Origin of the sequence: Protaetiibacter larvae, from assembly GCF_008365275.1 — a bacterium.
In the GTDB taxonomy this organism is placed as follows: domain Bacteria; phylum Actinomycetota; class Actinomycetes; order Actinomycetales; family Microbacteriaceae; genus Homoserinibacter; species Homoserinibacter larvae.
The window spans coordinates 367,561-389,364 of sequence record NZ_CP043504.1 but is presented as its reverse complement, the minus strand read 5'-3'; the positions used below and the strand labels follow the sequence as shown (position 1 = coordinate 389,364).

General features: G+C 71.8%; 21 protein-coding genes. 10 read left to right on the top strand and 11 right to left on the bottom strand.

The genetic code is table 11. From position 1 onward, the window contains the following. The first annotated feature begins 3 nt into the window (after positions 1-3). The 3 genes from FLP23_RS01835 to FLP23_RS01825 are packed head-to-tail and all read left to right on the top strand — an operon-like array spanning position 4 to position 2,482. The gene (locus FLP23_RS01835) at positions 4-432 is read left to right on the top strand and encodes a hypothetical protein (RefSeq protein WP_149324300.1); all 429 of its coding nucleotides are present in this window, start codon (positions 4-6) and stop codon (positions 430-432) included. A gap of 8 nt (positions 433-440) precedes the next feature. Beyond that, on the top strand, positions 441-2,024 hold the full coding sequence (qcrB, locus tag FLP23_RS01830) for a cytochrome bc1 complex cytochrome b subunit (RefSeq protein WP_149324299.1): 1,584 nt from the start codon (positions 441-443) through the stop codon (positions 2,022-2,024). Next, entirely contained in the window at positions 2,024-2,482 is a 459-nt protein-coding gene (locus tag FLP23_RS01825; RefSeq protein WP_149324298.1) for a hypothetical protein, read from the top strand. Before qcrB ends, FLP23_RS01825 begins: the two co-directional genes overlap by 1 nt. 10 nt (positions 2,483-2,492) lie before the next feature. Here the strand turns inward: FLP23_RS01825 and FLP23_RS01820 are convergent, their stop codons facing one another. Continuing rightward, positions 2,493-4,238: a hypothetical protein gene (locus tag FLP23_RS01820; protein WP_149324297.1), complete on the bottom strand. Its 1,746-nt coding sequence runs from the start codon at positions 4,236-4,238 to the stop codon at positions 2,493-2,495. A 140-nt stretch (positions 4,239-4,378) separates the two neighbouring features. Between FLP23_RS01820 and FLP23_RS01815 the strand changes: the two genes are divergently transcribed. Both FLP23_RS01815 and FLP23_RS01810 read left to right on the top strand, forming a co-directional pair. Continuing rightward, the gene (locus FLP23_RS01815; protein ID WP_149324296.1) at positions 4,379-5,497 is read left to right on the top strand and encodes a serine hydrolase domain-containing protein; all 1,119 of its coding nucleotides are present in this window, start codon (positions 4,379-4,381) and stop codon (positions 5,495-5,497) included. A 169-nt stretch (positions 5,498-5,666) separates the two neighbouring features. Then, positions 5,667-6,692: an SDR family NAD(P)-dependent oxidoreductase gene (locus tag FLP23_RS01810; protein WP_149324295.1), complete on the top strand. Its 1,026-nt coding sequence runs from the start codon at positions 5,667-5,669 to the stop codon at positions 6,690-6,692. 33 nt (positions 6,693-6,725) lie between these two features. Here FLP23_RS01810 and FLP23_RS01805 read toward each other — a convergent pair whose 3' ends face one another. The 6 genes from FLP23_RS01805 to FLP23_RS01780 are packed head-to-tail and all read right to left on the bottom strand — an operon-like array spanning position 6,726 to position 12,415. Further along, positions 6,726-7,280 carry a TetR/AcrR family transcriptional regulator gene (locus tag FLP23_RS01805; RefSeq protein ID WP_149324294.1) on the bottom strand — a complete coding sequence of 185 codons (555 nt, stop codon included), beginning with the start codon at positions 7,278-7,280 and terminating at the stop codon, positions 6,726-6,728. Next, the gene (locus FLP23_RS01800; protein WP_149324293.1) at positions 7,277-7,951 is read right to left on the bottom strand and encodes a Pr6Pr family membrane protein; all 675 of its coding nucleotides are present in this window, start codon (positions 7,949-7,951) and stop codon (positions 7,277-7,279) included. The genes FLP23_RS01805 and FLP23_RS01800 overlap by 4 nt, the downstream gene beginning before the upstream one ends. 4 nt (positions 7,952-7,955) lie before the next feature. Then, positions 7,956-8,537, bottom strand: a complete 582-nt coding sequence (locus FLP23_RS01795) for a DUF6498-containing protein (protein ID WP_149324292.1) — start codon at positions 8,535-8,537, stop codon at positions 7,956-7,958. Further along, positions 8,534-9,328, bottom strand: coding sequence for a ferritin family protein (locus FLP23_RS01790; protein WP_149324291.1), 795 nt, complete (start codon positions 9,326-9,328; stop codon positions 8,534-8,536). The genes FLP23_RS01795 and FLP23_RS01790 overlap by 4 nt, the downstream gene beginning before the upstream one ends. Before the next feature lie 4 nt (positions 9,329-9,332). Further along, on the bottom strand, positions 9,333-11,612 hold the full coding sequence (locus FLP23_RS01785; RefSeq protein WP_149324290.1) for an SDR family oxidoreductase: 2,280 nt from the start codon (positions 11,610-11,612) through the stop codon (positions 9,333-9,335). Beyond that, positions 11,609-12,415 (bottom strand): hypothetical protein, encoded by an 807-nt coding sequence (locus FLP23_RS01780; protein ID WP_149324289.1) that lies wholly within the window; start codon positions 12,413-12,415, stop codon positions 11,609-11,611. Before FLP23_RS01780 ends, FLP23_RS01785 begins: the two co-directional genes overlap by 4 nt. 141 nt (positions 12,416-12,556) lie before the next feature. On the opposite strand from FLP23_RS01780, the gene FLP23_RS01775 reads away from it, so the two are divergent. The 5 genes from FLP23_RS01775 to FLP23_RS01755 are packed head-to-tail and all read left to right on the top strand — an operon-like array spanning position 12,557 to position 17,615. Continuing rightward, positions 12,557-13,324 (top strand): SDR family NAD(P)-dependent oxidoreductase, encoded by a 768-nt coding sequence (locus FLP23_RS01775; protein ID WP_149324288.1) that lies wholly within the window; start codon positions 12,557-12,559, stop codon positions 13,322-13,324. A 34-nt stretch (positions 13,325-13,358) separates the two neighbouring features. After that, positions 13,359-14,114: a lysophospholipid acyltransferase family protein gene (locus tag FLP23_RS01770; protein ID WP_149324287.1), complete on the top strand. Its 756-nt coding sequence runs from the start codon at positions 13,359-13,361 to the stop codon at positions 14,112-14,114. Further along, positions 14,111-15,817 carry an FAD-binding oxidoreductase gene (locus tag FLP23_RS01765; RefSeq protein WP_149324286.1) on the top strand — a complete coding sequence of 569 codons (1,707 nt, stop codon included), beginning with the start codon at positions 14,111-14,113 and terminating at the stop codon, positions 15,815-15,817. Before FLP23_RS01770 ends, FLP23_RS01765 begins: the two co-directional genes overlap by 4 nt. Further along, positions 15,814-16,731, top strand: coding sequence for a pseudouridine-5'-phosphate glycosidase (locus FLP23_RS01760; protein WP_149324285.1), 918 nt, complete (start codon positions 15,814-15,816; stop codon positions 16,729-16,731). The genes FLP23_RS01765 and FLP23_RS01760 overlap by 4 nt, the downstream gene beginning before the upstream one ends. Next, positions 16,728-17,615 (top strand): carbohydrate kinase family protein, encoded by an 888-nt coding sequence (locus FLP23_RS01755; RefSeq protein ID WP_149324284.1) that lies wholly within the window; start codon positions 16,728-16,730, stop codon positions 17,613-17,615. Before FLP23_RS01760 ends, FLP23_RS01755 begins: the two co-directional genes overlap by 4 nt. Here the strand turns inward: FLP23_RS01755 and FLP23_RS01750 are convergent. The 4 genes from FLP23_RS01750 to upp all read right to left on the bottom strand — a co-directional run bounded on the left by FLP23_RS01750 (position 17,612) and on the right by upp (position 21,794). Next, positions 17,612-18,052 (bottom strand): MarR family winged helix-turn-helix transcriptional regulator, encoded by a 441-nt coding sequence (locus tag FLP23_RS01750; protein ID WP_149324283.1) that lies wholly within the window; start codon positions 18,050-18,052, stop codon positions 17,612-17,614. The genes FLP23_RS01755 and FLP23_RS01750 overlap by 4 nt on opposite strands. Before the next feature lie 344 nt (positions 18,053-18,396). Continuing rightward, positions 18,397-19,995, bottom strand: a complete 1,599-nt coding sequence (locus tag FLP23_RS01745) for a C2 family cysteine protease (RefSeq protein WP_149324282.1) — start codon at positions 19,993-19,995, stop codon at positions 18,397-18,399. 114 nt (positions 19,996-20,109) lie between these two features. Beyond that, positions 20,110-20,838, bottom strand: a complete 729-nt coding sequence (locus tag FLP23_RS01740) for a winged helix-turn-helix domain-containing protein (protein ID WP_149324281.1) — start codon at positions 20,836-20,838, stop codon at positions 20,110-20,112. A 323-nt stretch (positions 20,839-21,161) separates the two neighbouring features. After that, the gene (gene upp, locus FLP23_RS01735; protein WP_149324280.1) at positions 21,162-21,794 is read right to left on the bottom strand and encodes a uracil phosphoribosyltransferase; all 633 of its coding nucleotides are present in this window, start codon (positions 21,792-21,794) and stop codon (positions 21,162-21,164) included. Positions 21,795-21,804 lie beyond the last annotated feature (10 nt).

Below are 21,804 nucleotides of genomic sequence, written 5' to 3'. Positions count from 1 at the left end.
CAGGTGACGGCATCCACCCGCCCGGGCGCGCTTCCCGGTCTGCTCGCTCTCATGAGCCTCCCGCTCGTCGTCCAGGGCGCGGTCCGCCTCTCGCTGTGGGGTGTGGTTCCCGAGCGGATCCCGCTGCGCTGGGAGGGCGGCGAGGCGGTCTGGACGGTGCCGACCGACGCGGCGTTCGCGGTCGCGGCGCTGCTCGTGCTCGCGGGCGTCGGCGTCCTCGCCGCCGAGCTGCGGGCCGGCCGGCGTGGCCGACGGAGCGTGCTCACCGTCGCCGGGCTGGCGGCCTCGCTGCCCGCGACGATCTGGTGCGGCTCGCTCGTCGCCACGATCCTCGCGCCGCCGGTCGACGGCGTGTTCACCGTCGGGATGCTGCTGGTCGCCCTGCTGGGCACCGGCTACGGCCTGATCCCTCGCGCCTGGGCGCACGACTAGGAGGACCCATGGCACCCACCACCGGAGGCGGCGTCACGACGCGCCTCGCCCGCTGGCTCGACGACCGCACCTCGATCTCGGGCGCCGTCGCGGGACTCGGACGCAAGATCTTCCCCGACCACTGGTCGTTCCTGCTCGGCGAGGTCGCGCTCTACAGCTTCGTCGCGCTGCTGCTCACCGGCACCTTCCTCACCTTCTTCTTCCAGGCCTCGATGGCCCCGGTCATCTACGAGGGCTCCTACCCGACCCTCAAGGGGGTGGAGATGTCGGCGGCCATGGCATCGACCCTCGACATCAGCTTCGATATCCGCGGCGGCCTCCTCATGCGGCAGGCGCACCACTGGGCGGCGCTGCTGTTCGTGTCCTCGATCGGGCTGCACATGCTGCGCATCTTCTTCACGGGCGCCTTCCGCAAGCCGCGCGAGTTGAACTGGGTATTCGGCTTCCTGCTCTTCGTGCTCGCGATGGCGGAAGGCTTCACGGGCTACTCGCTGCCCGACGACCTGCTCTCGGGCAACGGTCTGCGCATCGCCGACGGGATCGCGAAGGGCATCCCGGTCGTCGGCACCTGGATCTCGTACCTGCTGTTCGGGGGCGAGTTCCCCGGCGAGGCGATCGTGGGGCGCTTCTACGCGCTGCACATCCTGCTCATCCCGGCCATCCTGCTCGCCCTGATCGGGGTGCATCTCGTGATGGTGTTCCTGCACAAGCACACCCAGTTCGCCGGTCCCGGCCGTACCCAGCACAACGTCGTGGGCCAGCCGATCCTGCCGGCCTACGCCGGCAAGGCGGGCGGCTTCTTCTTCATCGTGTTCGGCGCGATCATGCTGCTCGCCGCGACGGTCACCATCAATCCGATCTGGAACTACGGACCCTACGACCCGTCCCCGGTGTCGGCCGGAACCCAGCCGGACTGGTACATCGGCTTCGCCGATGGCGTGCTGCGGCTCGTGCCGCCGGGGTGGGAGCTCGACCTGTTCGGCTACACGCTGTCGCTCAACATCTTCATCCCCGTGGTCGTGCTCATGCTGTTCCTCGCCTCGGTGGCGTTCTACCCCTTCCTCGAGGCGTTCATCACGGGCGACAAGCGCGAGCATCACCTCGCCGACCGGCCGCGGAACGCTCCGATGCGCACGGCGATCGGCGCCGCCGGCGTCACCTTCTACGCCGTCATGTGGGCGGCGGCGAGCTCCGACCTCATTTCGACCCACTTCCGGCTCGCCGTCGAGGGGGTGACACTCACCATCCAGCTGCTGCTGTTCGCCGGACCGGTCATCGCGTTCGTCGTCGCACGGCGGGTGTGCTTCGCGCTGCAGAAGAAGGATCGCGAGATCGTGCTGCACGGTTACGAGACCGGGCGCATCGTCCGGATGCCGGGCGGACGCTACGAGGAGGTGCACGAGCAGCTCTCCGAGTACGAGCGCTGGCGGCTCCTGGACTACCACGAGTACGCGCCGCTCGTGGTGCGCCCGGACGAGAACGGGCGGATCCGCCTCGCCACCCGCATCCGCGGGGTGCTCTCCCGCCTGTTCTTCGAGGAGCGCATCGCCCCGGTGACGCGCACGGAGCTCGAGAACGCCCGGGAGCACTGATGGCGCTCGGTCGTCGCCTCGCCCCACCGCGGGCGACGATCGAGTTCAGCCTCGTCGGACCGGAGCGCACGGCGGCGATCGTCGTGTGGATCTCCCACGACGACCCGCGGTCGGCCCGCGCCATGGACGCCCTCGTGGACGGCGGCTGGGTGCCGCTCGAGGCGCCCTACGATCCGCCGGTCGATGCGCGACTCCCTCCCCGGGGCCACGCGGTCTTCGACGGCGAGGTCACGGCGATCCTCAGCGGGGGGCTTGTGCCCCACCTGGTGGCGGTCGCCGAGGTCGCGCCCGTCTCGCGCGAGTGGGCTCGCGCGGTGCCCGGCAACGGCGTCGTGCTCGGCTACGTCACCGATGCGGCGGCCCCCGAGCGGCTGCGGGGCATCAGCGCGCTGCGGATGCTCGAGCCCGGTTCGGCGGTGCTCGCCGGGGAGCTCGTGCTGCAGAATCCGGACGGCTGAGGCGCGGCCGTCAGGCCCCGGATCGGCCCGCCGCGCACGCCCCGCCCTGACCGCGGTGCAGCACCATGATCGGCGGATCGAGCACCTCCCCAGCCGAGGCGGAGATGCCGTCGTACTCCACCGTGCCGGACTCGTAGTCGAGCTCGAGCTCGACCGTGGCGTCATCGATGCGCTCGAGGCTCGCCATGCCCGTCCAGGTGCCGTGCATCACGTCGGAGCCGAAGCTCAGGGTCGACGACTCGGTGAGGTAGCCGATGAGGCCCACGGGATCCAGGTCGAACGTGATCGTGCCGGAGAGCGAGCCCCCGTTGCCGCTCGGCGTCCCCTTCCGGGTGACCGTCCACTCGCCGTCGAGCCCCCCGCACTTGGTCGCCGTGTAGCGCACGCCGTCCCAGCTCTGGTCGAGCACCCAGGCATCCGCGAGCGCGTAGTCGAGGTCGAGCAGGCCGATCCCGCGTCGCGAGACGAGCCGATAGTGGACCGATCCCGTGCCGTCCGACTCGGACGGTCCGGTGTAGCGCACGCGCGCGGGCGTCGGCGCGAGCTCGGCGGAGGGGGACACGGATGCGCCACCGTCCTGCAGCTCCGCGGACGCGCGGCCCTCGACCTCCTCGCCGTCGACCGTGCTGCGCCCGGTGATCTCCTGCTCGAGGCTCTGGCCGGCGTCCTGGTAGGCGTCCGGCCCCGGGGTGACGAGCACGTCGATGCAGCTGCCGCCGCGGAAGAAGCGCTCGACGTCGTCGAGCACGATCGCGCCGAGGCCGACGGCGGCGTCGGTGAGGGCCGCGATGAAGAGCTCCTTCTGGGCCGACGTCGCATGCTGGCTCGCGCGCCGGATGCCGCCGTCGCCCGTGTACCGGAAGTCCTCGCCGGGGGCGAAGCTGCGCGAGGTGAAGGTGCCGCCGCCGTCGAGGTAGGCGCTCGTGGACCCCTCCGATCCGGTCGTCGACTCCCGGAGGGCGCCCTCCATGCCCAGCGTGATGCTCGTGACGTGCGCGTCGTCGTCGACCTGCGCCGCGAGCGACACGAGCACGTCGAGGCTCGCGCCGCGCACGACGCCCCCCGAGGTGACGGAGGTCTGCACGTCGAAGGTGAGCGAACCCGAGAGGGTGCCGTCGGATGCGGGGCAGGCGAGCAGCTCGATCTTCGTGTCCCAGCTGACGAGCAGACTCGCGTCGCCGGATGCCGCGGTCATCCGGCTCGAGCTCTCGGCGTTCAGCCGTCCGTCGGCGTAGCGAGAATGCAGCTGCATGGCGAGCTCGCCGCCCTCCGCGGTCTCGGTCGTGGAGGCATCCGCCTCCGGCTCGCCGTTCGCCGCCCCCTCCAGCCCCTCACGGGCGACCGCGGGCAGTTGCAGAAGTCCGAGGTACGCCCCGAACGCCGACGCGGGGGCGTCCGCGGCGGCGTTCCCCGGTGTGCGCGCGAACGCGGGCTCGATGGTCGCGCTCGCGGCGGCGGCCGTCGGCGCGTCCTCGGGCGGCTGCGCATCGGACGTGGCCGATGCCACGAGTTCGTCGTTGCGGTGGGTGAGCGCGGTGATCTGGTCCGCGGCGTCCGGGATGCCGCCGACCTCGAGCAGCAACTGCTGCAGCAGGCCCGAGGACTCGATCACGTCGGCGACCGCGGCCGCCGCATCCACGGGGCCGGGGCGACCGTCGGCGTCGGGGGCGGTGGGGGCGCAGCCCGTGAGTCCGGCGACGGTCGGGACGGTCAGCGCGAGGATCGCGGCGAGCGCGCGCGGGAACGGTCGAGTCATGCGCCGAGCCTGCGGTGTCGACCTTTCGCGGCCCTGTCGCCGCCGGCATCGCCGCCGCCCGCGGCTGCAAGGTGCGCGCAACAGCAGCGCGCCACCGTGGAGCGACGGGTCGTCGCGGCCCGGGCAGGGGAGCGGACACCATGCTGAGCACGCAACTGCGGGCACCCGGGTGGGAGCAGGTCGAGGCGGTCTTCCGCGAGCTCGTCGAGAGCGGCGCCGAGCCGGGCGGCGAGGTCGCCGTGTGGTGCAACGGGGTCCCGACCCTCATCGCGCGGGGCGGCAGCTCGGATGCGGCGGCTCGGCGGCCGTGGACCGCGGGGACGCTCGTGCAGGTGTACTCGGCGGGCAAACCGTTCGTGGCGCTCGCCGCGCTGCTCGCCGTGCGCACCGGCTTCCTGACGCTCGACGACCCGATCGTCCGGTGGTGGCGCGACTACCGCGACTCGCCGAGCACTCCGACGACCTTGCGCCACATCCTGAGCCACACGGCGGGCAAGCCGGTGTTCTCCGCGGCGATGGACGGGGTCGATCCCACCGATGCGGCGCGCCTCATCCGCGACCTCGCCGACCAGGCGCCGCAGACCGAGCCGGGCCGGGAGCTCGCCGAGCATGCCGCCACCTACGGCCACCTCGTCGAGGGGCTCCTGCATGCGGCCGGCGCCCCCTCCATCCGGCGGTGCGCGCGGCTGCTCTCCCGGGTGCTCGGGCTGCGGGTGCGTTTCGGGGTGGACGACGACGAGCTCGGGATGCTCGCCGAGCTGGAGGTGCTCGATCCGGCGTGGGCGGATGGCTACCTCGCCACCGCGTTCGGCCGGGAGGCCCTGCTGCGCCCGCCGGGGATGCTCGACCCGGCGGTGACGAACTCGGATCGCTGGCGGAGGACGTGCTTCGGGGCGATCAACGCCCAGACCGACGCCGTCTCGCTCGCCCGCTTCGCCGACGATCTGCGGGATCCGGGCGGGAGGATCGCGGCGTGGCTGGGCGCCGAACTGCGGCAGGAGGCGGTGAGCCGGCAGGCGGCGGGCGTCGACCGCTTCCTGCAGCAGCGTGTCGAGTGGGGCCTCGGCTTCCGCGTGGACGGCGGGGAGGTCGGGATGGGCGGCATCGGGGGCAGCGCCGCCTGGTACTCGGATCGTCTCGGCTACGCGATGGCGTATGTGACCCGCGGCCTCGCGGATCACGCGCGTGTCGACGCGGTCGCCTCCGCCGTCGAGTCCCTCCTCACCACCCCAGAAATGCAGGAGAATCCGCCCCGCTGACGGCCGAGGTCCCGGCGGTTGGGGGCGGCGGATGCGAAACTCCTGCATTTCTGGGGTGGGGGCTGGGAGGATGCCGCGAGGTTGTCAACAGTGTTGACGCCCGGCGGAGGGGGCGCGCAGACTTGAGGGGACGACCCCGACGGCGAGGTCGCAGCGAAAGGGAAGCATCATGGCCAAGGACAAGCCACTCTCCGCCAAGTCGACCATCGGCACCTGGCTCAAGCATCCGGTGGGCGGCCCGCTCATCCGCCAGCTCCTCGACCAGGCCGGCGTCGACGAGAAGGTGCTGACCCCCGTCAAACTCCTCCCGCTGCAGAACCTCGTCGCGATGAGCGGCGGCCAGATGCCGCAGGCGCTCGTCGACGAGCTCGTGCTGAAGGCCAACGGCGGCGTCGCCGTCGAGGCGAGCGAGACGGACGAGGAAGAGGGCGTCTGGAACGAGCGCATCACCGGGGGCCGCTTCACCGGCAAGACCGTCATCGTGACCGGGGCCGCGTCCGGCATCGGCCGCGCCACGGCGTCCCGCGTCGCGCGCGAGGGCGGTCGGGTGATCGCCGTGGACGTGTCGGCCGAGAAGCTCGCCGACCTCGCCGCCTCCCTGCCGGATGCCGAGATCGTGACCGTCGCGGGCGACATCACGAAGCAGGAGTCGGTGGATGCGATCGTCGCCGCCGCCGGATCCCGCATCGACGCGCTCGCCAACGTCGCGGGCATCAACGACGACTTCTCGCCGCTGCACGAGACGAGCGACGCCACCTGGGATCGCGTGATCGGCGTCAACCTCACGGGCACCTTCAAGCTCAGCCGTGCCGTCATCCCCGCGATGCTCGAGGCGCACGCCGGCTCGATCGTCAACATCACCTCCGAGGCCGGCCTGCGCGGCAACGCGTCCGGCAACGCGTACACGGTGTCCAAGCACGGCGTCATCGGCCTCACCCGCTCGGCCGCGTTCATGTACGGGCGCGACGGCATCCGGGTGAACGCGATCGCCCCGGGGGGCGTGGCGACGGGCATCCCGTTCCCGCCGCACGTGTCCGAGTCGGGCCAGGCGAAGCTCTCGCCCTTCCAGATGCAGATCCCGACGCTCGCGACCGCGGAACAGCTCGCGGCCTCGATCACCTTCCTGCTGTCGGACGACGCGGTCAACATCAACGGCGCGATCCTGCCGTCGGACGGCGGCTGGTCCGTCCAGTAGCGGGGCGGCTGATCGCGATGCGCCGCTGCGCGGCTACTCGATCGGCGCGGGTGTGATCAACGACTGCAGCAGCGCGCCGTAGTGCCGCACGATGTCGCGGTGGTCGGTGGCGAGCAACTCCTCGTCGCCGACCACCCACAGGCTGTAGAGCAGGCCCCCGACGAGCGCCGCGGCGAGCCGCGCTCGCAGCTCGGCATCCGCCCCCGAGAGCCGTGCGCGCAGCGGCGCCACGAACGCCGCGTCGTGCATCTCGCGCAGGCGCGGCGCCACACCGTCCGAGTCGCTCGCGCGCAGCAGCGCGAGGAAGGTGCCGCGCACCTGGTCGGCGCCGTCGAGGATGAACTGGATGAACCGTTCGCCGAGCGTCTCGATCGGCTCGTCGATCAGCGGCTGGTGGTCGAGGTCGAGCTGCATGATCGTCACGAACAGCTGCTCCTTCGACCCGAAGTGGCGGATGACGAGGGCGGCATCCACTCCGGCTTCGCCCGCGATGTCGCGCACCGAGGTGCCGGCGTAGCCGTTCACCGGGAACAGCCGCGCCGCGGCCTCGCGGATCGCCTCGCGCGCAGGCAGCCGCCGCTCGGTCACGTCGCGAGCGCTTCCGCCGGCCGGCGCACGCGGCGCCCCAGCAGCCGGTCCACCGCGTGGATGAGGTACGCCACGATCTCGAGCGCCACCGTCAGCACGAGCACGTAGAGGAAGAACCCGCCCCAGCCGATCTCGTCGACGTTCATGAACGGGTACGGGTAGTCGCGCCCCGCGAAGGTGCCGCCGAGCGCGTGGTGCAGGAACGCCCAGCCGAGGTACAGGTACGGCGGCACCGCCCACAGCAGCGGGTCGAACCAGCGCTGGTGCCCCTTGGGGGTGAACAGCAGCCAGTCGAGCAGGGTGAGGATCGGCACGATCACGTGCACGACGGTGTCCTCGGGGGTGAAGCGCTCCTCGGGGGGCACCGTCGGGATGAGCACGATCGTGTAGATGAGCATCGTCACGAGGATCGACATGAGCACGTAGCCCGCGACCCGCGGCGAGGGGCTCGAGGCGCCCCGCCATCCTTCGCGGCGCACATCCCGCACCGTCACGACGAGCGAGACGACCGCCCACACCGTGCACGCCAGATTGCTCAGCGAGGTGAAGAACACGAAGCCGTCGAGGCTGAACTGCCCCTGGTCGAGGTTCAGGATGAGGGCGAGGGCCCAGAGGGCGACCGCCGCGTAGACGATCCGAGAGGCCAGGGCAGCGCTACGCCAGTGGAGCATGCACTCAGGATGCCACGCGCGTGCGGGTGAGCCGCGCACCCAGCACGAGCCCCGCGATGTCGATGACCGCGTGCAGCACGACGAGGAACACGGCGACGATCGCCGGCAGCCCGAACGCCGCGATGAGCCACACCGCGCCCAGGATTGTGAGGTGCAGGGCGATCACCCGCGCGTAGGCGCGGCCCACGCCTGCGGGCTGCGGCGGGTCGGCGCGCAGGGCCAGGAACCACTGGATGAGCGTGGTCAGCACCCAGGCCAGCACGACCCACAGCGGGTCGAACGGGGCGGCCGGGGTGTTCGTGATCACCGGGATGAGCGAGATCAGCACGATCACGAACACCCCGTGCACGAAGGTGAAGATGCCGTAGTGCATCACGAAGAACGAGGCCGGCATCCCCACCGGCTCGCCCGCGGCCGCCCGGCGGCGCAGGGTGATGAAGGTCACCCCGCCGATGGTCACGTTCTCGAGCCAGTACAGCAGCACGATGGGGCGCCAGTCCCAGCCCCACACGAACAGGCCGACGAGCGGCAGTACGAGGTAGAGGGCGACGTCGAGCGCGATGGCGCCGGAGCGGTGCGGCGTCACGCGGCGATGCCGCGCTTCTCGAGCGAGTCCTCGACGATGGTGAGGCCCTCCATGCCCGGCAGTTTCGCGATGTGCGAGTCGACGTCGCGCACGAGCTTGCGGCCGTCGGGGCCCGAGAACAGGTGGTTCATCACGTGGGTCACCTCGGCGTCGTCCTGCACGCCGGATCCGACGGGACCCCAGAAGCGGCTCAGCGCGAAGCGCGCGATCTTCTGCGCCTTCTTCGAGCTGTTGAGCCGGTCGCGCGCCTGCGAGGCGTAGAAGGCCACGTGCCGGGTCTCCTGCTTGGCGATCCGCTTGAGCAGCTCGGCGAGCACCGGATGCCCTTCGAGCTCCGCCATCCGCAGGTAGGCGGCGTTCGCCGACCACTCGTTGGCGGCGCCCCACGCCATGTGCACGGCCACGAAGTCGTTGCCGACGAGCCCGCCCATGACGGACTGCTTGATGGGGTCGAGGCGGTCCTTCCAGCCGAGCTTCAGCCGGGTGGCCTTCAGCTGGTCGAAGTCGACCGTGATGTCGTGCTTGGCGAGCACGGCGGCGAGCGCCTCGCCGTGCCAGAACTCCTCGCGGTTCCACATCGTCATGAAGGCGCCCACCTCGGGCTCCTTGTGGGACGGCGTGGTCAGCAGGTCGCGCAGGTAGCAGACGGTGTGGTACTCGATGTCGCACATGTAGCGCAGCGTGCGGAGGGTGTTCTCGGGCAGCGGGTGGGTCTCGAAGGTGTCGAAGTCGAGGTCGCCCCACGCGACGGCTTCGGAGTTCGTGGTGTAGCGGTCGATGTCGAATGCCATGCGCTCAGCCCTCCTCCGCCACCATCAAAGCACGGTTCGCGGAACGCGAGCCCCGCTTCCAGGTGTCGATCCGCCAACGTCTGCGGCCTGCCTCGCGCGCCAGGCGGCTGTCGGGGTTGACGGCGTGCGGATGCCCGACGAGCTCCAGCCAGACGAGGTCGGCGTGGCTGTCGCCGTAGCCGTAGGAGGCCGAGAGGTCGTAGCCGCCGCGCTCCGCGTACTGCCGCAGCCAGTTCGCGCGCGCTTCGTCGACGATCGGCGGGCGGGCGAGGTAGCCGGTGAGTTGGTCGTCCTTGACGTGCATGGCCCCCGCGACGACCTCGTCGAAGGCGCCCGCGACCGGCTCGGCGAGGGTGCCGATGGATCCGGTGACGAGCACCGTGCGGTGTCCCGCGGCGCGGTGGGCCGCGGCGCGTTCGAGTGCCGCGGTCGCCGTGTGCCCGAGCATCGTGTCGGCGTAGCCGCCGCGCACCGTCTTCTCGAGCCTCGCCTGCGACATCCCCTCGTAGCGTCGCAGGAAGGTGCGGATGAACTCGCCGCGGTCGCGTCGCTCGGCGCGCAGGAGTCCAGGCAGCTGGGCGAGGATCGACACGACGGCGGCCGGCCACGCGGTCCAGCCCCAGCCGGCCGAGCGCACCCAGAGGTACTGCTGCACGAGGTTGGTGTCGACCACGGTGCCTTCGAGGTCGAAGACGGCCACGACATCCGTGCGCTCCGGCAGCTCTGCGACCGGGCGGCGCTCGGTGCCGGTGGCTTCCGGCCGGCGCGCGAAGGCGCGGGTGAGGGTTGTGATGGCGGGGAAGTGCACGCGCTGGAGGTAGTCCTCCCAGTCGATCGCGGCGATGTCGAAACCGCGGTCGGCCTGCGCCTTCTTCGGGATGGCGGCGTGCAGGGCGCGCGTGTTGGTGTCGTCGAAGATGATCTCCGTCTGCACGTAGGCGCGGTACAGCTCGGCGAAGTTCTCGAGCGTCTCGAGGTCGCTTCTCTTGGTGCCGAGCTCGGCGAGCTGCGCGCGGGTGCGGGCGGTGGACGGCAGGCGGGTGAGCCAGCGTTCGCGGCGCTCCAGCCGGGTGCGCGAGCGGCGCAGGGCGCGCTCCACTTTGCGTCCGCCGGGGAAGCGCCAGGTGGGCACCCGCACCTCGCCGTCGCCCGGGCTCGGCATCGGGTTCGCCGTGAAGTACGCGTTGACGTTCTCGAACATCCGGTGGAACGGCAGCGGGTTGGAGGCGCCCGAGCTCACATGGAAGTACTCGGGCGCTCCCGTCGGCGGGTTCGCGGCGGCGGCGAGGATCGCGTTCACCACGAAGTCGACGGGGATGAGGTCGAGCACGCTGTCGGGCAGTCCCGGAAACTCGGGCAGCAGGCCGCGGCCGTAGGCGAGGATGAGCGGGTCGGCCACCTTGAAGCCGTCGATCCAGCCGGGGAACGGGTGCGCGAGCGCCGACTCGATGATCGCGGGCCGTACGACCGAGAGGCTTCCGCCCTCGGCCGCCCACAGTTCTTCGGCCGCGCGCTCGGCGAAGGCCTTGGTGAGCGTGTAGACGTCCGTCCAGCCGAGGCTCTCGGCACGCGTGCGCCCGGCATCCACGAGCGCCGCGGTGACCCAGGCGACGCGGGCCTCCTCGCTCGCCCGGGCGACCGCCTGGGGGCCCTCCTTGCCGTGCTCGGCGCGGGCGCGTTCCATGAAGGCGCGCAGCTGCTCGCTCTGGCGCGAGAGCAGTTCGACGCGCTCGCGTGCGCTCGTGGCCGCCGCGTACTCGGCGCGCCAGTCGACCTCGTGGCCGAGCCGCGCCTCCGGCACGACGCCCTTGCGCAGCCCGCCCACGTAGCAGGTGGAGACGTGCACGACGTGGGGCGTCGACCCGGATGCGCGCAGAGCCTCGTAGAGTCCGATCGCGCCGCCGACGTTGGTGTCGAAGGCCTGGTCGATGGGCGGGTCGAACGACACGGTCGAGGCGGAGTGGATCACCACATCCAGGTCGCCCGGGAGCGCCGGCACCGAGCCGAGCCCGCCCTCCACGATGCGGATGCGGTCCCGCACAGCCGCCTCGACTCCCTCCTCGCCGACGGCCTCGCGCCAGGCGCGGAAGACGGGCTTGCGCAGCAGGGTGCGCAGGCGGTCGTCGCCGCCGGCCGAACCCTTGGTGCGCACGAGCAGCGAGATGGTGGTCTCGGGGTGCGACGACAGCAGACGTTCGAGGATCGCCTGGCCCACGAATCCGGTGCCCCCGGTCAGGAAGACGTGTGCGCGACCGAGCTCGGTCGCGGCGCGTTTCGGCGTCACGGCACGAGCCTCGCCGTGAGCGTCGCGCCCTGCGCGGCACCCAGCCCGGGGAGGGCGGCGAGCCGTTCGCCGATCCGGGCGACGGCGCTGCGCCCCTCCGCATCGCCGAACACGAAGGTCTCGAAGAAGCTGCGGTCGGCGGCCGGGATCTCGGTGGCGCCGATCGGCCAGGCGGCCTGCGCGATGGCCTTCTTGGTGAGTCTCACCGCGCGGCCCGACGCGGCGAGCCGGCGCTCCGCCTCCTCGGCGAGGAAGCGCACGTGCCGATCCTTGAGGGTGACGAGGTTGCTCGCGAGCCCCGACAGCACGCCCGCCACCTCGCCGAGGGTGCGGTAGGCGGCCTGGCTGATCCACTCGTCGACGAGGCCCGTGGTCACGTGGGCGGCCACGATCTGCGGGCCGGCGATGTTGCCGGCGAGCGCCCGCAGGATGGGTCCGCGGCGTTCGGCGCGCTCGGCCGCCGTGCGGCGAGTGGGCCCGGTGAGCGGACCCGGTGCGGCGCCTGCCGCCTCGAGCACGGCGTCGAGCGCGTCGGCGATCCAGAACTTCTCGAAGGCCCAGGTGGTGAGGAAGGCGGTGACGCGGGCGTCCTTGTGGGTCGCCGTCACGAGCAGGTTGCGCAGGCGGTGCATGGTGCCGCGTTCGAGATCCCGGAGCACCCGCACGAGGTGCACGGCATCCGTGCTGAGGGTGGCGTCGGCGATGGCGGCCGTGTCGATCTCCGCCCGGTGGCTGCCTCGCGCGGTGCGCGCGAACTCGCGCACGTCGAACGGTGTGGAGACCGTCGTGGATCGCGAGGACATGCCGGTGGTGAGCCTTCCTGGACGGCGCGTGCAGGCCGAGGGCGCCTGAACTGACCGTACCGCACCGCGCATTCCGCTCGTGTGCTGCAGGGGGCTGCGTGCAGTGCGGTCATCCCGCTCGGAGCGGTTATCGTGAGCCGCATGCCCATCGCCCTCGTCACGGGAGGCACCGCCGGCATCGGCGCCGCCTTCGCCCGCGCCCTCGCCGCCCGCGGCTACGACCTCGTGCTGGTCGCCCGCACGGCATCCCGGCTCGAGGAGTTCGCGACCGAGCTGCGCACCACGGGGACCGAGGTCGAGGTTCTCGTGGCGGATCTCGGCGACCGCGCGGATGTGGGCCGCGTGGCCGCGCGACTGGCCGACGCCGAGCATCCGATCGAGCTGCTCGTGAACAATGCCGGCTACGGCATGAAGTCGCGGCTCGGTGATCCGGATCTCGCCGAGGCCGACGACGCCCTCGACGTCATGGTGCGCACCCCGCTCGTGCTCTCGGCCGCCGCGGTGCCGGGGATGCGCGAGCGCGGGCACGGCGCGATCGTCAACGTCGCGAGCGTGGCCGGGTACCTCTCGATGGGGCTGTACTCCTCGATCAAGGCCTGGCTGCGGGTCTACAGCGAGAGCCTCGCCAACGAGCTGCACGGCACGGGCGTCACGGTCACGGCGCTCATGCCCGGCTGGGTGCACACCGAGTTCCACGACCGGGCATCCATCCGCAAGTCGTCGATCCCGTCGTGGCTGTGGCTGAACGCCGACCGGCTCGTCGCGGCATGCCTGCGGGACGTCGACCGCGGCAAGGCGCTCTCGACTCCGACGGCCCGCTACCGCTTCCTCAGCTGGCTGCTGCGGCACCTGCCCGCCCCGACCGTGCGATGGGTCTCGCGGAAGATCTCGGGCTCCCGCCACCGGTGATCCGCGCGGCATGAGGCGGGACTAGCCTGAACCCATGGCGGACACCGGCGAGGGCGAGAAGCCGCGCCGGGATCGCTTCACCTCGAAGGCGCAGGCGGCGGCTCGCTTCGTGGCTCAGCGACTCATCCTGAAGCCGGTCGCCTGGTCCGTCGTGGATGTGACCGTGGTGGGCGCTCGGGAGCTGAAGAGCGTGCCGAGGGCGTTCGTCGTGGTCGCCAACCATTCGAGCCACCTCGACGCTCCGCTCATCCTCGGTGCACTGCCCCGCAAGCTCGCCCGCTACCTCGCGGCGGGCGCCGCCGCCGACTACTTCTTCGACGTGTGGTGGCGGCGCGGCCTCACGGCCCTGTTCTTCAACGCCTTCCCCGTCGACCGCTCGGGGGCGAACCCGCGCAGCGTCTCGGCGCGCTCACTGCTGGACCGCGGCGTGCCGCTCCTGGTGTTCCCGGAGGGGACCCGCTCCAAGAGCGGCGAGCTCGGCCACTTCAAGTCGGGGGCGGCATCCCTCGCGATCGCCGCCGGCGTGCCCTGCCTGCCGGTCGCCCTCATCGGTGCCGGGCGCGCGCATCCGCGCGGTTCGAACTGGCCCAAGCCCGGGCGCCTGCCGGTGGGCGTCGTGTTCGGGGAGCCGATGGCGGCGCAGGACGGCGAGACGGCCGTCGCCTTCACCGCTCGCCTGCGCGCCGAGATCGTGCGACTGCACGAGGCCCATGCAGCACGTATCCTGGGCGCGTCGCCGGGGACGCAGTCGCCCGAGGAGAGCCCGTCGCCCGAAGGAGGCAGATCGTGACCGATGTCGAGCACATGAAGTGGTGGGGATGGGGCGTCGAAGGCGTCGGCTTCCACCACGAGGACAAGCCGGCGTTCGCACCCTTCGTGCTGCAGGCGGTCGGCCTCGACCTCGCCACCGCGCAGAAGGCGGAGCAGCCCGACTTCGACGCGCTCACGCTCGCCGCATCCGCGGCCCGTCCCGCCTTCGTGGCGGCGCTCGCGGGCATCGTCGGCGAGGACCACGTCGCGACCGACCCGCTCGAGCGCGTCGTCCACAGCTACGGCAAGAGCCTGCGCGACCTCGTGCGCATCCGCTCCAACGCGATCGCCCGCGCGGTCGACGTGGTCGTGTATCCGGCCGACGAGGCGGAGGTGCAGAAGGTCGTGGATGCGGCGGTCGCGGAAGACGCCGTCATCATCCCCTTCGGCGGCGGCAGCAACATCGCGGGCTCCCTCGAACCGCGCGCCGACGAGACCCGTACGGTGCTGTCGCTCGACCTCGGGCGCCTCGACGAGGTGCTCTCAATCGACGCGGAGTCGGGGCTCGCCCGCATCCAGGCCGGTGCCCTCGGCCCGCACCTGGAGGCGCAGCTCAACGCCCAGGGCTGGACGATCGGGCACTTCCCCGACAGCTTCACCCACTCGACGATCGGCGGCTGGGCCGCCACCCGCTCCTCCGGCATGCAATCCGACAAGTACGGCGACATCGCCCAGATCGTGCGCGGCCTGCGCGTCGTGCGCCCTTCGCGCGACGGCGCGGACGGCGTGCTCGTGATCCCCGCCATCCCGTCCGCCTCCACGGGCCCGAGCGTGCGGGACATGATCGTCGGCTCGGAGGGGCGCCTCGGCGTCATCACCGAGGTCACCGCCCAGGTGCACCGGGTGGCCGAGGAGCGCACCATCCAGGCGTACTTCTTCCCCAACTGGTCGGCGGGGCTCGCCGCGATGCAGGCGATCTCCGAGTCGGACGCCACCCCGATCATCACGCGCGTCTCCGACGCCCGTGAGACGGGATTCTCGCTCGCCACGAGCAAGCAGCGTCACGGCTTCGACGCCTTCCTCGCCGAGAAGGCGCTGCCGGGCATCATGAGATCCAAGGGCTGGAACCTCGACGACATCTGCCTCTCGTTCATCGGCTTCGAGGGCGGCGCCGCGCACGTCAAGCGCCAGAAGAAGCTCGTGGGCGCGATCGTGAAGCAGCACGGCGGCATGGGCGTCGGCACGGGTCCCGGGGTGCTCTACGACCAGAAGAAGTTCGACACCCCCTACCTGCGCGACTTCCTGCTCGACCGGGGTGCCGCGGGCGACGTCTCCGAGACGGCCGCCCCGTGGTCCAAGCTCGCCCAGGTCTACGACGCGACGATCGCGGCCGCGAACGGTGCATATGCCGAGCTCGGCATCAAGGGCTGGATCATGTGCCACCTCTCGCACTCGTACCACTCGGGGGCGTGCCTCTACTTCACCTTCGCCTTCGTGTTCGGCGACGAGCCGCTGCGTGAGTACGACCTCGTGAAGTCGGCCATCCAGCAGGCCTTCGTCGACAACGGCGCCACGATCTCGCACCATCACGGCGTGGGCGTCGAGCATTCGCCGTGGCTCGAGCAGGACATCTCGCGGGAGGGCGTGGCGGTGCTGCGCGGGCTCTTCGCCTCCGCCGACCCGGGCGAGAACTTCAACCCCGGCAAGATCCTGCCCGGCGTCGAGGTGAGAGTGGAGGGATGACCGCCTTCCACGTCTCCGCCGAGGTCGCCGACGCGCTCGCCGCGGGCCGCCCGGTGGTCGCCCTCGAGTCGACCATCATCAGCCACGGCCTGCCGCGCCCCCGCAACCACGAGGCGGCTCGAGAGTTCGAGGGGATCCTGCGCGAGCGCGGGGTGACGCCCGCGACGATCGCGGTGCTCGACGGGGTGCCGCAGGTGGGGCTGGACGCGGAGGGCGTGCGCCGGATCGCCGAAGAGGACCTCGCGAAGGCCTCGGTGCGCGACCTGCCGATCCTCGCCGCCCTCGGTCGCTCGGGGGCCACCACGGTCGCCGCGACGGCGCACCTGGCCGCGCTCGCCGGCGTCCGCGTGTTCGCGACGGGCGGCCTGGGCGGGGTGCACCGTGGCGCCTCGGAGACCTTCGACGAGTCGGCGGACCTCACCACGCTCGCCACGAGCCCGGTCACGGTGGTCAGTGCGGGCGTGAAGAGCGTGCTCGACATCCCGGCGACGCTCGAGCGGCTGGAGACGCTCTCGGTGCCCGTCATCGGATTCGGCACGACCGCGTTCCCCGCGTTCTGGCTGCGCGAGTCCGGCTATCAGCTCGACTGGAAGGTCGACACCGCGGAGGAGGTCGCGGCCGTGATGGCGGCGCGCGACGCCCTCGGCTCGACGAGCGGCATCGTGCTCGCGAACCCCATCCCGCTCGCGCAGCAGTGGGATCCCGCCGAGCACGACCGGGTGCTCGCGACGGCATTCGCCGCGGCCGAGGCGGCCGAGGTGCGCGGCAAGGCGGTCACCCCGTTCCTGCTCGGCTACATCGTCGAGGCCTCCGGCGGGAAGAGCCTCGAGGTCAACCTCGACCTGGCGCGCAACAACGTGCGCGTCGCCGCCGAGGTGGCGACCGCGTGGTCTCGGCTCGGCGCGCGTCGATGACGGGCGAGCGGATCGTCGTGGTCGGCGACGTCATCAACGACATCGTCGCCGTGCCGCGCATCCCGCAGCGACCCGACACCGACACCCCCGCGAGCATCCGCCCGCGCTCCGGCGGGTCGGCCGCCAACACGGCCGCCTGGCTGGGTTCGCTCGACGCGCCCGTGGATTTCGTGGGTGCGGTCGGATCGGCGGACGCCGACGCCCACGAGCGCGAGTTCCGCGAGGTCGGGGTGGTGCCGCATCTGCAGCGCGAGCACGGCATCCCCACCGGAACGATCGTGATCGTGGTCGAGGGCGAGCAGCGCTCGATGCTCACCGAGCGCGGGGCGAACGCGGCGCTCCGGGTGGAGACGGTCACCGACGAGTTGCTTGCGGCGGCGGCCGTGCTGCACGTGAGCGGCTACAGCATCCTCGACGGCTTCGGCGCGCGTGGGGCGCGGGCGCTGCTCGATCGCGCCGCGGAGGCCGGCGTCCCGGTGTCGGTCAACCCGGCCTCCGTCGGGTACCTCAGCGACTTCGGCGTCGACGCGTTCCTGGGCGCGATCGCCGGCACCACGCTGCTGTTCCCGAACCTCGCGGAGGCGCGGCTGCTGACCGGCCTGGAGGATGCCGTGGCGGCGGTGCGCGCCCTCACGGTGGACTTCCCGATCGTCGCCATGACCCTCGCCTCGGAGGGGGTGCTCGTTTCGGCCCGTGGTGCGGATCCGGTTCTCGTGCCGGCGCCGGCCGTGCGGTCGGTCGACCCCACGGGCGCGGGCGACGCCTTCACGGCGGGCTTCCTGGAGCACTGGGTGCGCTCGGGCGATCCGATCGCAGCGAGTCGGGCCGGCGTGCTCGTGGCGGCGCGCGCCGTGATGCTCATCGGCGGCCGCCCCCCGATCTAGTTCGGGATCGCGCCCGCGCGCAGCTTCTCGGTGAGCTCGGCGAGGCGCGCCTGCTCCTCGCGGCTCAGCACCGACATCCGCGCCACGATGGATCGGCCGTGCTGGGCGCCCACCCGGCGGAAGACCTCCGCTCCGCGTTCGGTGAGCGTCACATTGGTGCCGCGGGCGTCGCTCGGGTCGGGGCTCTTCTCGACGAGCCCGCGCGCGACCAGCCGGTCGAGGAGGCGGCTCACGCTCGGCTGGGTGAGCAGCAGGTGCTTGTTGAGGTCGCGGATGCGCAGCGCGCGCCCGGGCTCGCGGTAGAGGTTGAAGAGCACGTCGTACTCGGTGAACGAGACCTCGTCGTCGGGGAACTCGGCGAGCAGTTGTCGCAGCACGGCGACCTGGGCGCGGTAGAGCGACTCCCAGGTGTTGATGGCGTCGGCGCGGTCGGTCACGGGTTCACTCTAGAGAGAACCCGGGGGAGTGCGAGAACCCATCACGTCCGGGGCGTTCGCGCTCCCACGCGTCGACCGCCCCGGACGTGATTGAGGGTCGGCCGCAGAGGCGAGCGGCCGACCCTCTCCCTTGCACCAAGAGTGTCCTGCAATCACATTCCGCTTCCCCCGCCACAGCAAACGGTTGAAGCTCTATGAATGTATAACGGAACGGTAACGCTGTCTAGTTACCAGTTCGTTATTTTTCTGCGAGTTTGCCCTGAGGCCTTCTGGGCCCCTCGAGTCAGGGCGAGGTTGCGCCCCGGCGCCGGCGGTGGGGGGAGCACCGGCGCCGGGACGCGGTCTCAATCGGCGCCGCCGGTGCCCGCGAAGTAGCGGCGGAACGCGCCCACCTCCATCGCGAACACGCCCTTCGCGCCGAGCGGCACATCGCGCCACCAGCTCACGTCGCGCGCCCGGTAGTCGCCCGCGGTGGTCGACGGCCCGGTGCCGGGCGTGGACCCCCACGGGTTGCGGGCGACGATGTAGTCGACGGGCCGCAGCTCGTAGCGCTGGAAGATCTCGGTGGGCAGATCCAGCCGCGCGTGGGTGAGCTCGTTGATGGTGGTGCCCGCGACGAGGTCGCGCAGGATCGCCGGGTCCGGACCGGGAACGCGCCACTCGGGGATGATCCGCGGGAGCTCCACCTCGAGGCGCAGCCGCGGCACCCACTCGTAGCGCCGCATCCAGCCGAGCACCGAGTAGGCGTGCGAGGCCACGACACCCGCCTCGTTTGCGGCGCGCGTCGCCTGGTCGGAGCCGGCGCCGTGCGACCAGGCCACCATGGGGGTCGTCGTGCGACCACCCGAGCTGTGCGACTTCACGAGGGTGAGCAGCTGGGCGTCCGTGAGGGAACCGTGGTCGTGACCGTAGCCGTGCCCGCCCGTCAGCGACACGGTCGCCGCGACGGTGTTGCCCCACGCCAGGTTGGGGATGTTGGGGAAGTCGTCGTTCGTGCCGAACCGCCACTTCGCGAACGCCTTCTCGTACACCGCCGGCCAGATCTCGCCCGTCTCCGCGGAGTGGGCGTAGTGCGAGGTGCTGCCGCCGGATGCCACGAGCACCCGGTCGGAGACCTCCACCGTCGTCCAGCCGCCGCTGCCGTACCCGCCGTTGCCGCCGTAGAAGCTCACCTGATGGGTGAAGGAGTCCTGGGCGGTGGCCGTGGCGCGGGTCCGGTCGGCGATCGTGAACGGCTTCGCCCACGCGACCGACGCCATCGCGGCGATGAAGTAGCAGTCGCCCACCTGACCCTGCACCGGGTCGAAGAACTCGGTCGTCTCGTTGTAGAAGCGGCCGGTGTCCTGCCAGCTGAACCCCGGCGGGTGGTAGCCGGGCTCGAGCGGGAACAGCACGTCGAGCACGCGCGGATCGAAGAGGTGGATGTAGGGGGCGGCGATCTCGTCGAGCCGTCCGAGCTCGGCGAACACCCCGTCGCGGGTCAGGGTCGCGCCGCGCACGGGAACATCGGCGGGGCTCTTGCGGCCGAGGGCGGCGAGGATGTCGGCGAGGGTCTTCGCGCGCGAGACGTCGGGGGCGGCATCCCCCTGCTCGTCGGTGTCGTCGGTGCCGATCGCAGGCGGAGCCGCGGGGCGCTTGCGCACCGGGCGGCCGCCGCGGATCGTGCTGCCGTAGAACAGCGGGGAATCCGCCGAGCCGATGATCTCGGTGTAGGGCAGCTCGAAGACGTCCTCGAGGATTCCGCGGGCGTCGCTCGCGCTGTCCCAGTCGATGCGGCGGCCGGCGACGAGCGAGGCGAGGGCGTAGGGGTTGGGGGCGCCCGTGAGGGCGACGGCGTCGGTCTCGGCCTCCGCCGTCTCGGACGGGCGGACGGCCTCGGCCGTCGTGTGACTCGCGCGCGAGCGGGCCGAGGCCGTGCGCCGCGCGGATGTCGTGGTGGACATGGGCATGCCTTCCTCTCGACGACGACGACCGAGTGGGCGGCCGCCGGCGCGTCTGCAGGGGCATGACGCGCAGAGGAGAGGAGGCGCCCCGGGGCGCCCTGATACCTCGGGGTGCTAGAAGACGTCGGGCGACGGCGTCGACGCCCAGCGGATGGTGACATCCGCGTGGCGGTCGAAGCGGTACCCGGAGCCGCGCACGGTGCGCACGATGTCCTCGTAGGCGCCGAGCTTCGAGCGCAGGCGCCGCACGTGCACGTCGATGGTGCGCTCGTTCGGGGTCTCCTCCTCGGTGCCGTCGGCCCACAGGGTGGAGATGATCTCGGCGCGGTCGATCGTGCGGCCCTCGCGGAGCACGAGGAACTGCAACAGCTCGAACTCCTTGTAGGTGAGCGGCGCGGTCTCGCCGTCGAGCTGCACGCGCTTGCGCGAGATGTCGATGACGACACCGCCCTTCGGCTCCGGCGGCTCGGCCGGGGTGATCGCCTGGCGGTGCTTGGCGAGCGCGGCCGGATCCTGCAGGGCGAGGCGCACGACCTCGACGTCGCGCCCGCCCGCGCCCTGCGGGGCGAGGGCGACGGCGGCGTAGGTCTCGGCGCCGGGAACGAGCTCGCCGACGAGCTGCTTGAGCGCCTCGACGATCTGGGGGAGCGTGGTGCCCGCCCCGGCGGCCTTGAGGTCGTCGACGCCCACGTAGAGGGCGAAGCCGCGCGCCTCGGTGCCCTCGGGCACGGCGCGGATGCGGGGACGATCGGCGGCTGCGGACCCGGTGGGCTGCGGGACGGCGCGCGCGGCGGGGTAGGGGCGGGCCGGGGGACGGAGGGTGTCGAGAGTGGCGAGAGACATGTCGTCGAATCCTTGCGAGGTGTCGGCGGCCGCATCAGAAGCGGCGGGCCGGGAGCTGTCGAGGCGGGAGACGCCATCCGGGCTGGACGAGCCGGACGTCGGGGAGTTCACCATTGCGGGCGTTGACTCAGGCGAGGGGCGGTCTTAGGCGCACATTCGACAACACATGACCGAGCGCGCCGACATCATCATGTCGGCAGTCCCGAAGGCCTCGAAGGAGGTCGTGGGGCGTGCGAGAACGGTCATGCGTGTCAGTTTGTGACAGTGTGACGCCGTGTGTCAACCGCGACGCCGCGTCGCGTAACACTGTGACGCGGCGCGCGTCACACCAGGCCGTAGAGCCGGTCGCCCGCATCCCCGAGGCCGGGCACGATGTAGCCGAGCTCGTTGAGCCTCTCGTCGAGCGCGCCGACGACGATCGTGACCTCACGGCCCTCGGTCGCCTTCCGCACCGCCTCGATGCCCTCCGGGGCCGCGATGAGGCACACCGCGGTCACATCCACCGCGCCGCGCGCGAACAGGTACTCGATGGCCGCGCCGAGCGATCCGCCGGTCGCGAGCATGGGGTCGAGGATGAAGCACTGCCGGTTCGAGAGGTCGTCGGGCAGCCGCTCGGCGTAGGTCGTGGGCTGCAGCGTCTCCTCGTCGCGGACCATCCCGAGGAACCCCACCTCGGCGGTCGGCACGAGCTTGACCATGCCCTCGAGCATCCCGAGCCCGGCCCGCAGGATCGGCACCACGAGCGGCTTCGGGTCGGCGATCGCCAGCCCGGCGGCCTCGGCGACCGGCGTCTGCACGGTCACCGGGGTGGTGCGCACATTGCGGGTGGCCTCGTAGGCGAGCAGCGTCACGAGCTCCTCGGCGAGCGCCCGGAACACGGGGGAGGGGGTGCGCTCGTCGCGCAGCACCGTCAGCTTGTGGGTGATGAGCGGATGGTCGGCGACGTGCACTCGCATAGGCTCAATC

Excerpts from the sequence above, each read along its gene's own strand:
- qcrB (WP_149324299.1), top strand. The coding sequence starts at position 441 with ATGGCACCCACCACCGGAGGCGGCGTCACGACGCGCCTCGCCCGCTGG.
- FLP23_RS01825 (WP_149324298.1), top strand. The coding sequence starts at position 2,024 with ATGGCGCTCGGTCGTCGCCTCGCCCCACCGCGGGCGACGATCGAGTTC.
- FLP23_RS01820 (WP_149324297.1), bottom strand. The coding sequence starts at position 4,238 with ATGACTCGACCGTTCCCGCGCGCGCTCGCCGCGATCCTCGCGCTGACC.
- FLP23_RS01815 (WP_149324296.1), top strand. The coding sequence starts at position 4,379 with ATGCTGAGCACGCAACTGCGGGCACCCGGGTGGGAGCAGGTCGAGGCG.
- FLP23_RS01810 (WP_149324295.1), top strand. The coding sequence starts at position 5,667 with ATGGCCAAGGACAAGCCACTCTCCGCCAAGTCGACCATCGGCACCTGG.
- FLP23_RS01800 (WP_149324293.1), bottom strand. The coding sequence starts at position 7,951 with ATGCTCCACTGGCGTAGCGCTGCCCTGGCCTCTCGGATCGTCTACGCG.
- FLP23_RS01790 (WP_149324291.1), bottom strand. The coding sequence starts at position 9,328 with ATGGCATTCGACATCGACCGCTACACCACGAACTCCGAAGCCGTCGCG.
- FLP23_RS01780 (WP_149324289.1), bottom strand. The coding sequence starts at position 12,415 with ATGTCCTCGCGATCCACGACGGTCTCCACACCGTTCGACGTGCGCGAG.
- FLP23_RS01775 (WP_149324288.1), top strand. The coding sequence starts at position 12,557 with ATGCCCATCGCCCTCGTCACGGGAGGCACCGCCGGCATCGGCGCCGCC.
- FLP23_RS01770 (WP_149324287.1), top strand. The coding sequence starts at position 13,359 with ATGGCGGACACCGGCGAGGGCGAGAAGCCGCGCCGGGATCGCTTCACC.
- FLP23_RS01760 (WP_149324285.1), top strand. The coding sequence starts at position 15,814 with ATGACCGCCTTCCACGTCTCCGCCGAGGTCGCCGACGCGCTCGCCGCG.
- FLP23_RS01755 (WP_149324284.1), top strand. The coding sequence starts at position 16,728 with ATGACGGGCGAGCGGATCGTCGTGGTCGGCGACGTCATCAACGACATC.
- FLP23_RS01745 (WP_149324282.1), bottom strand. The coding sequence starts at position 19,995 with ATGTCCACCACGACATCCGCGCGGCGCACGGCCTCGGCCCGCTCGCGC.
- FLP23_RS01740 (WP_149324281.1), bottom strand. The coding sequence starts at position 20,838 with ATGTCTCTCGCCACTCTCGACACCCTCCGTCCCCCGGCCCGCCCCTAC.
- upp (WP_149324280.1), bottom strand. The coding sequence starts at position 21,794 with ATGCGAGTGCACGTCGCCGACCATCCGCTCATCACCCACAAGCTGACG.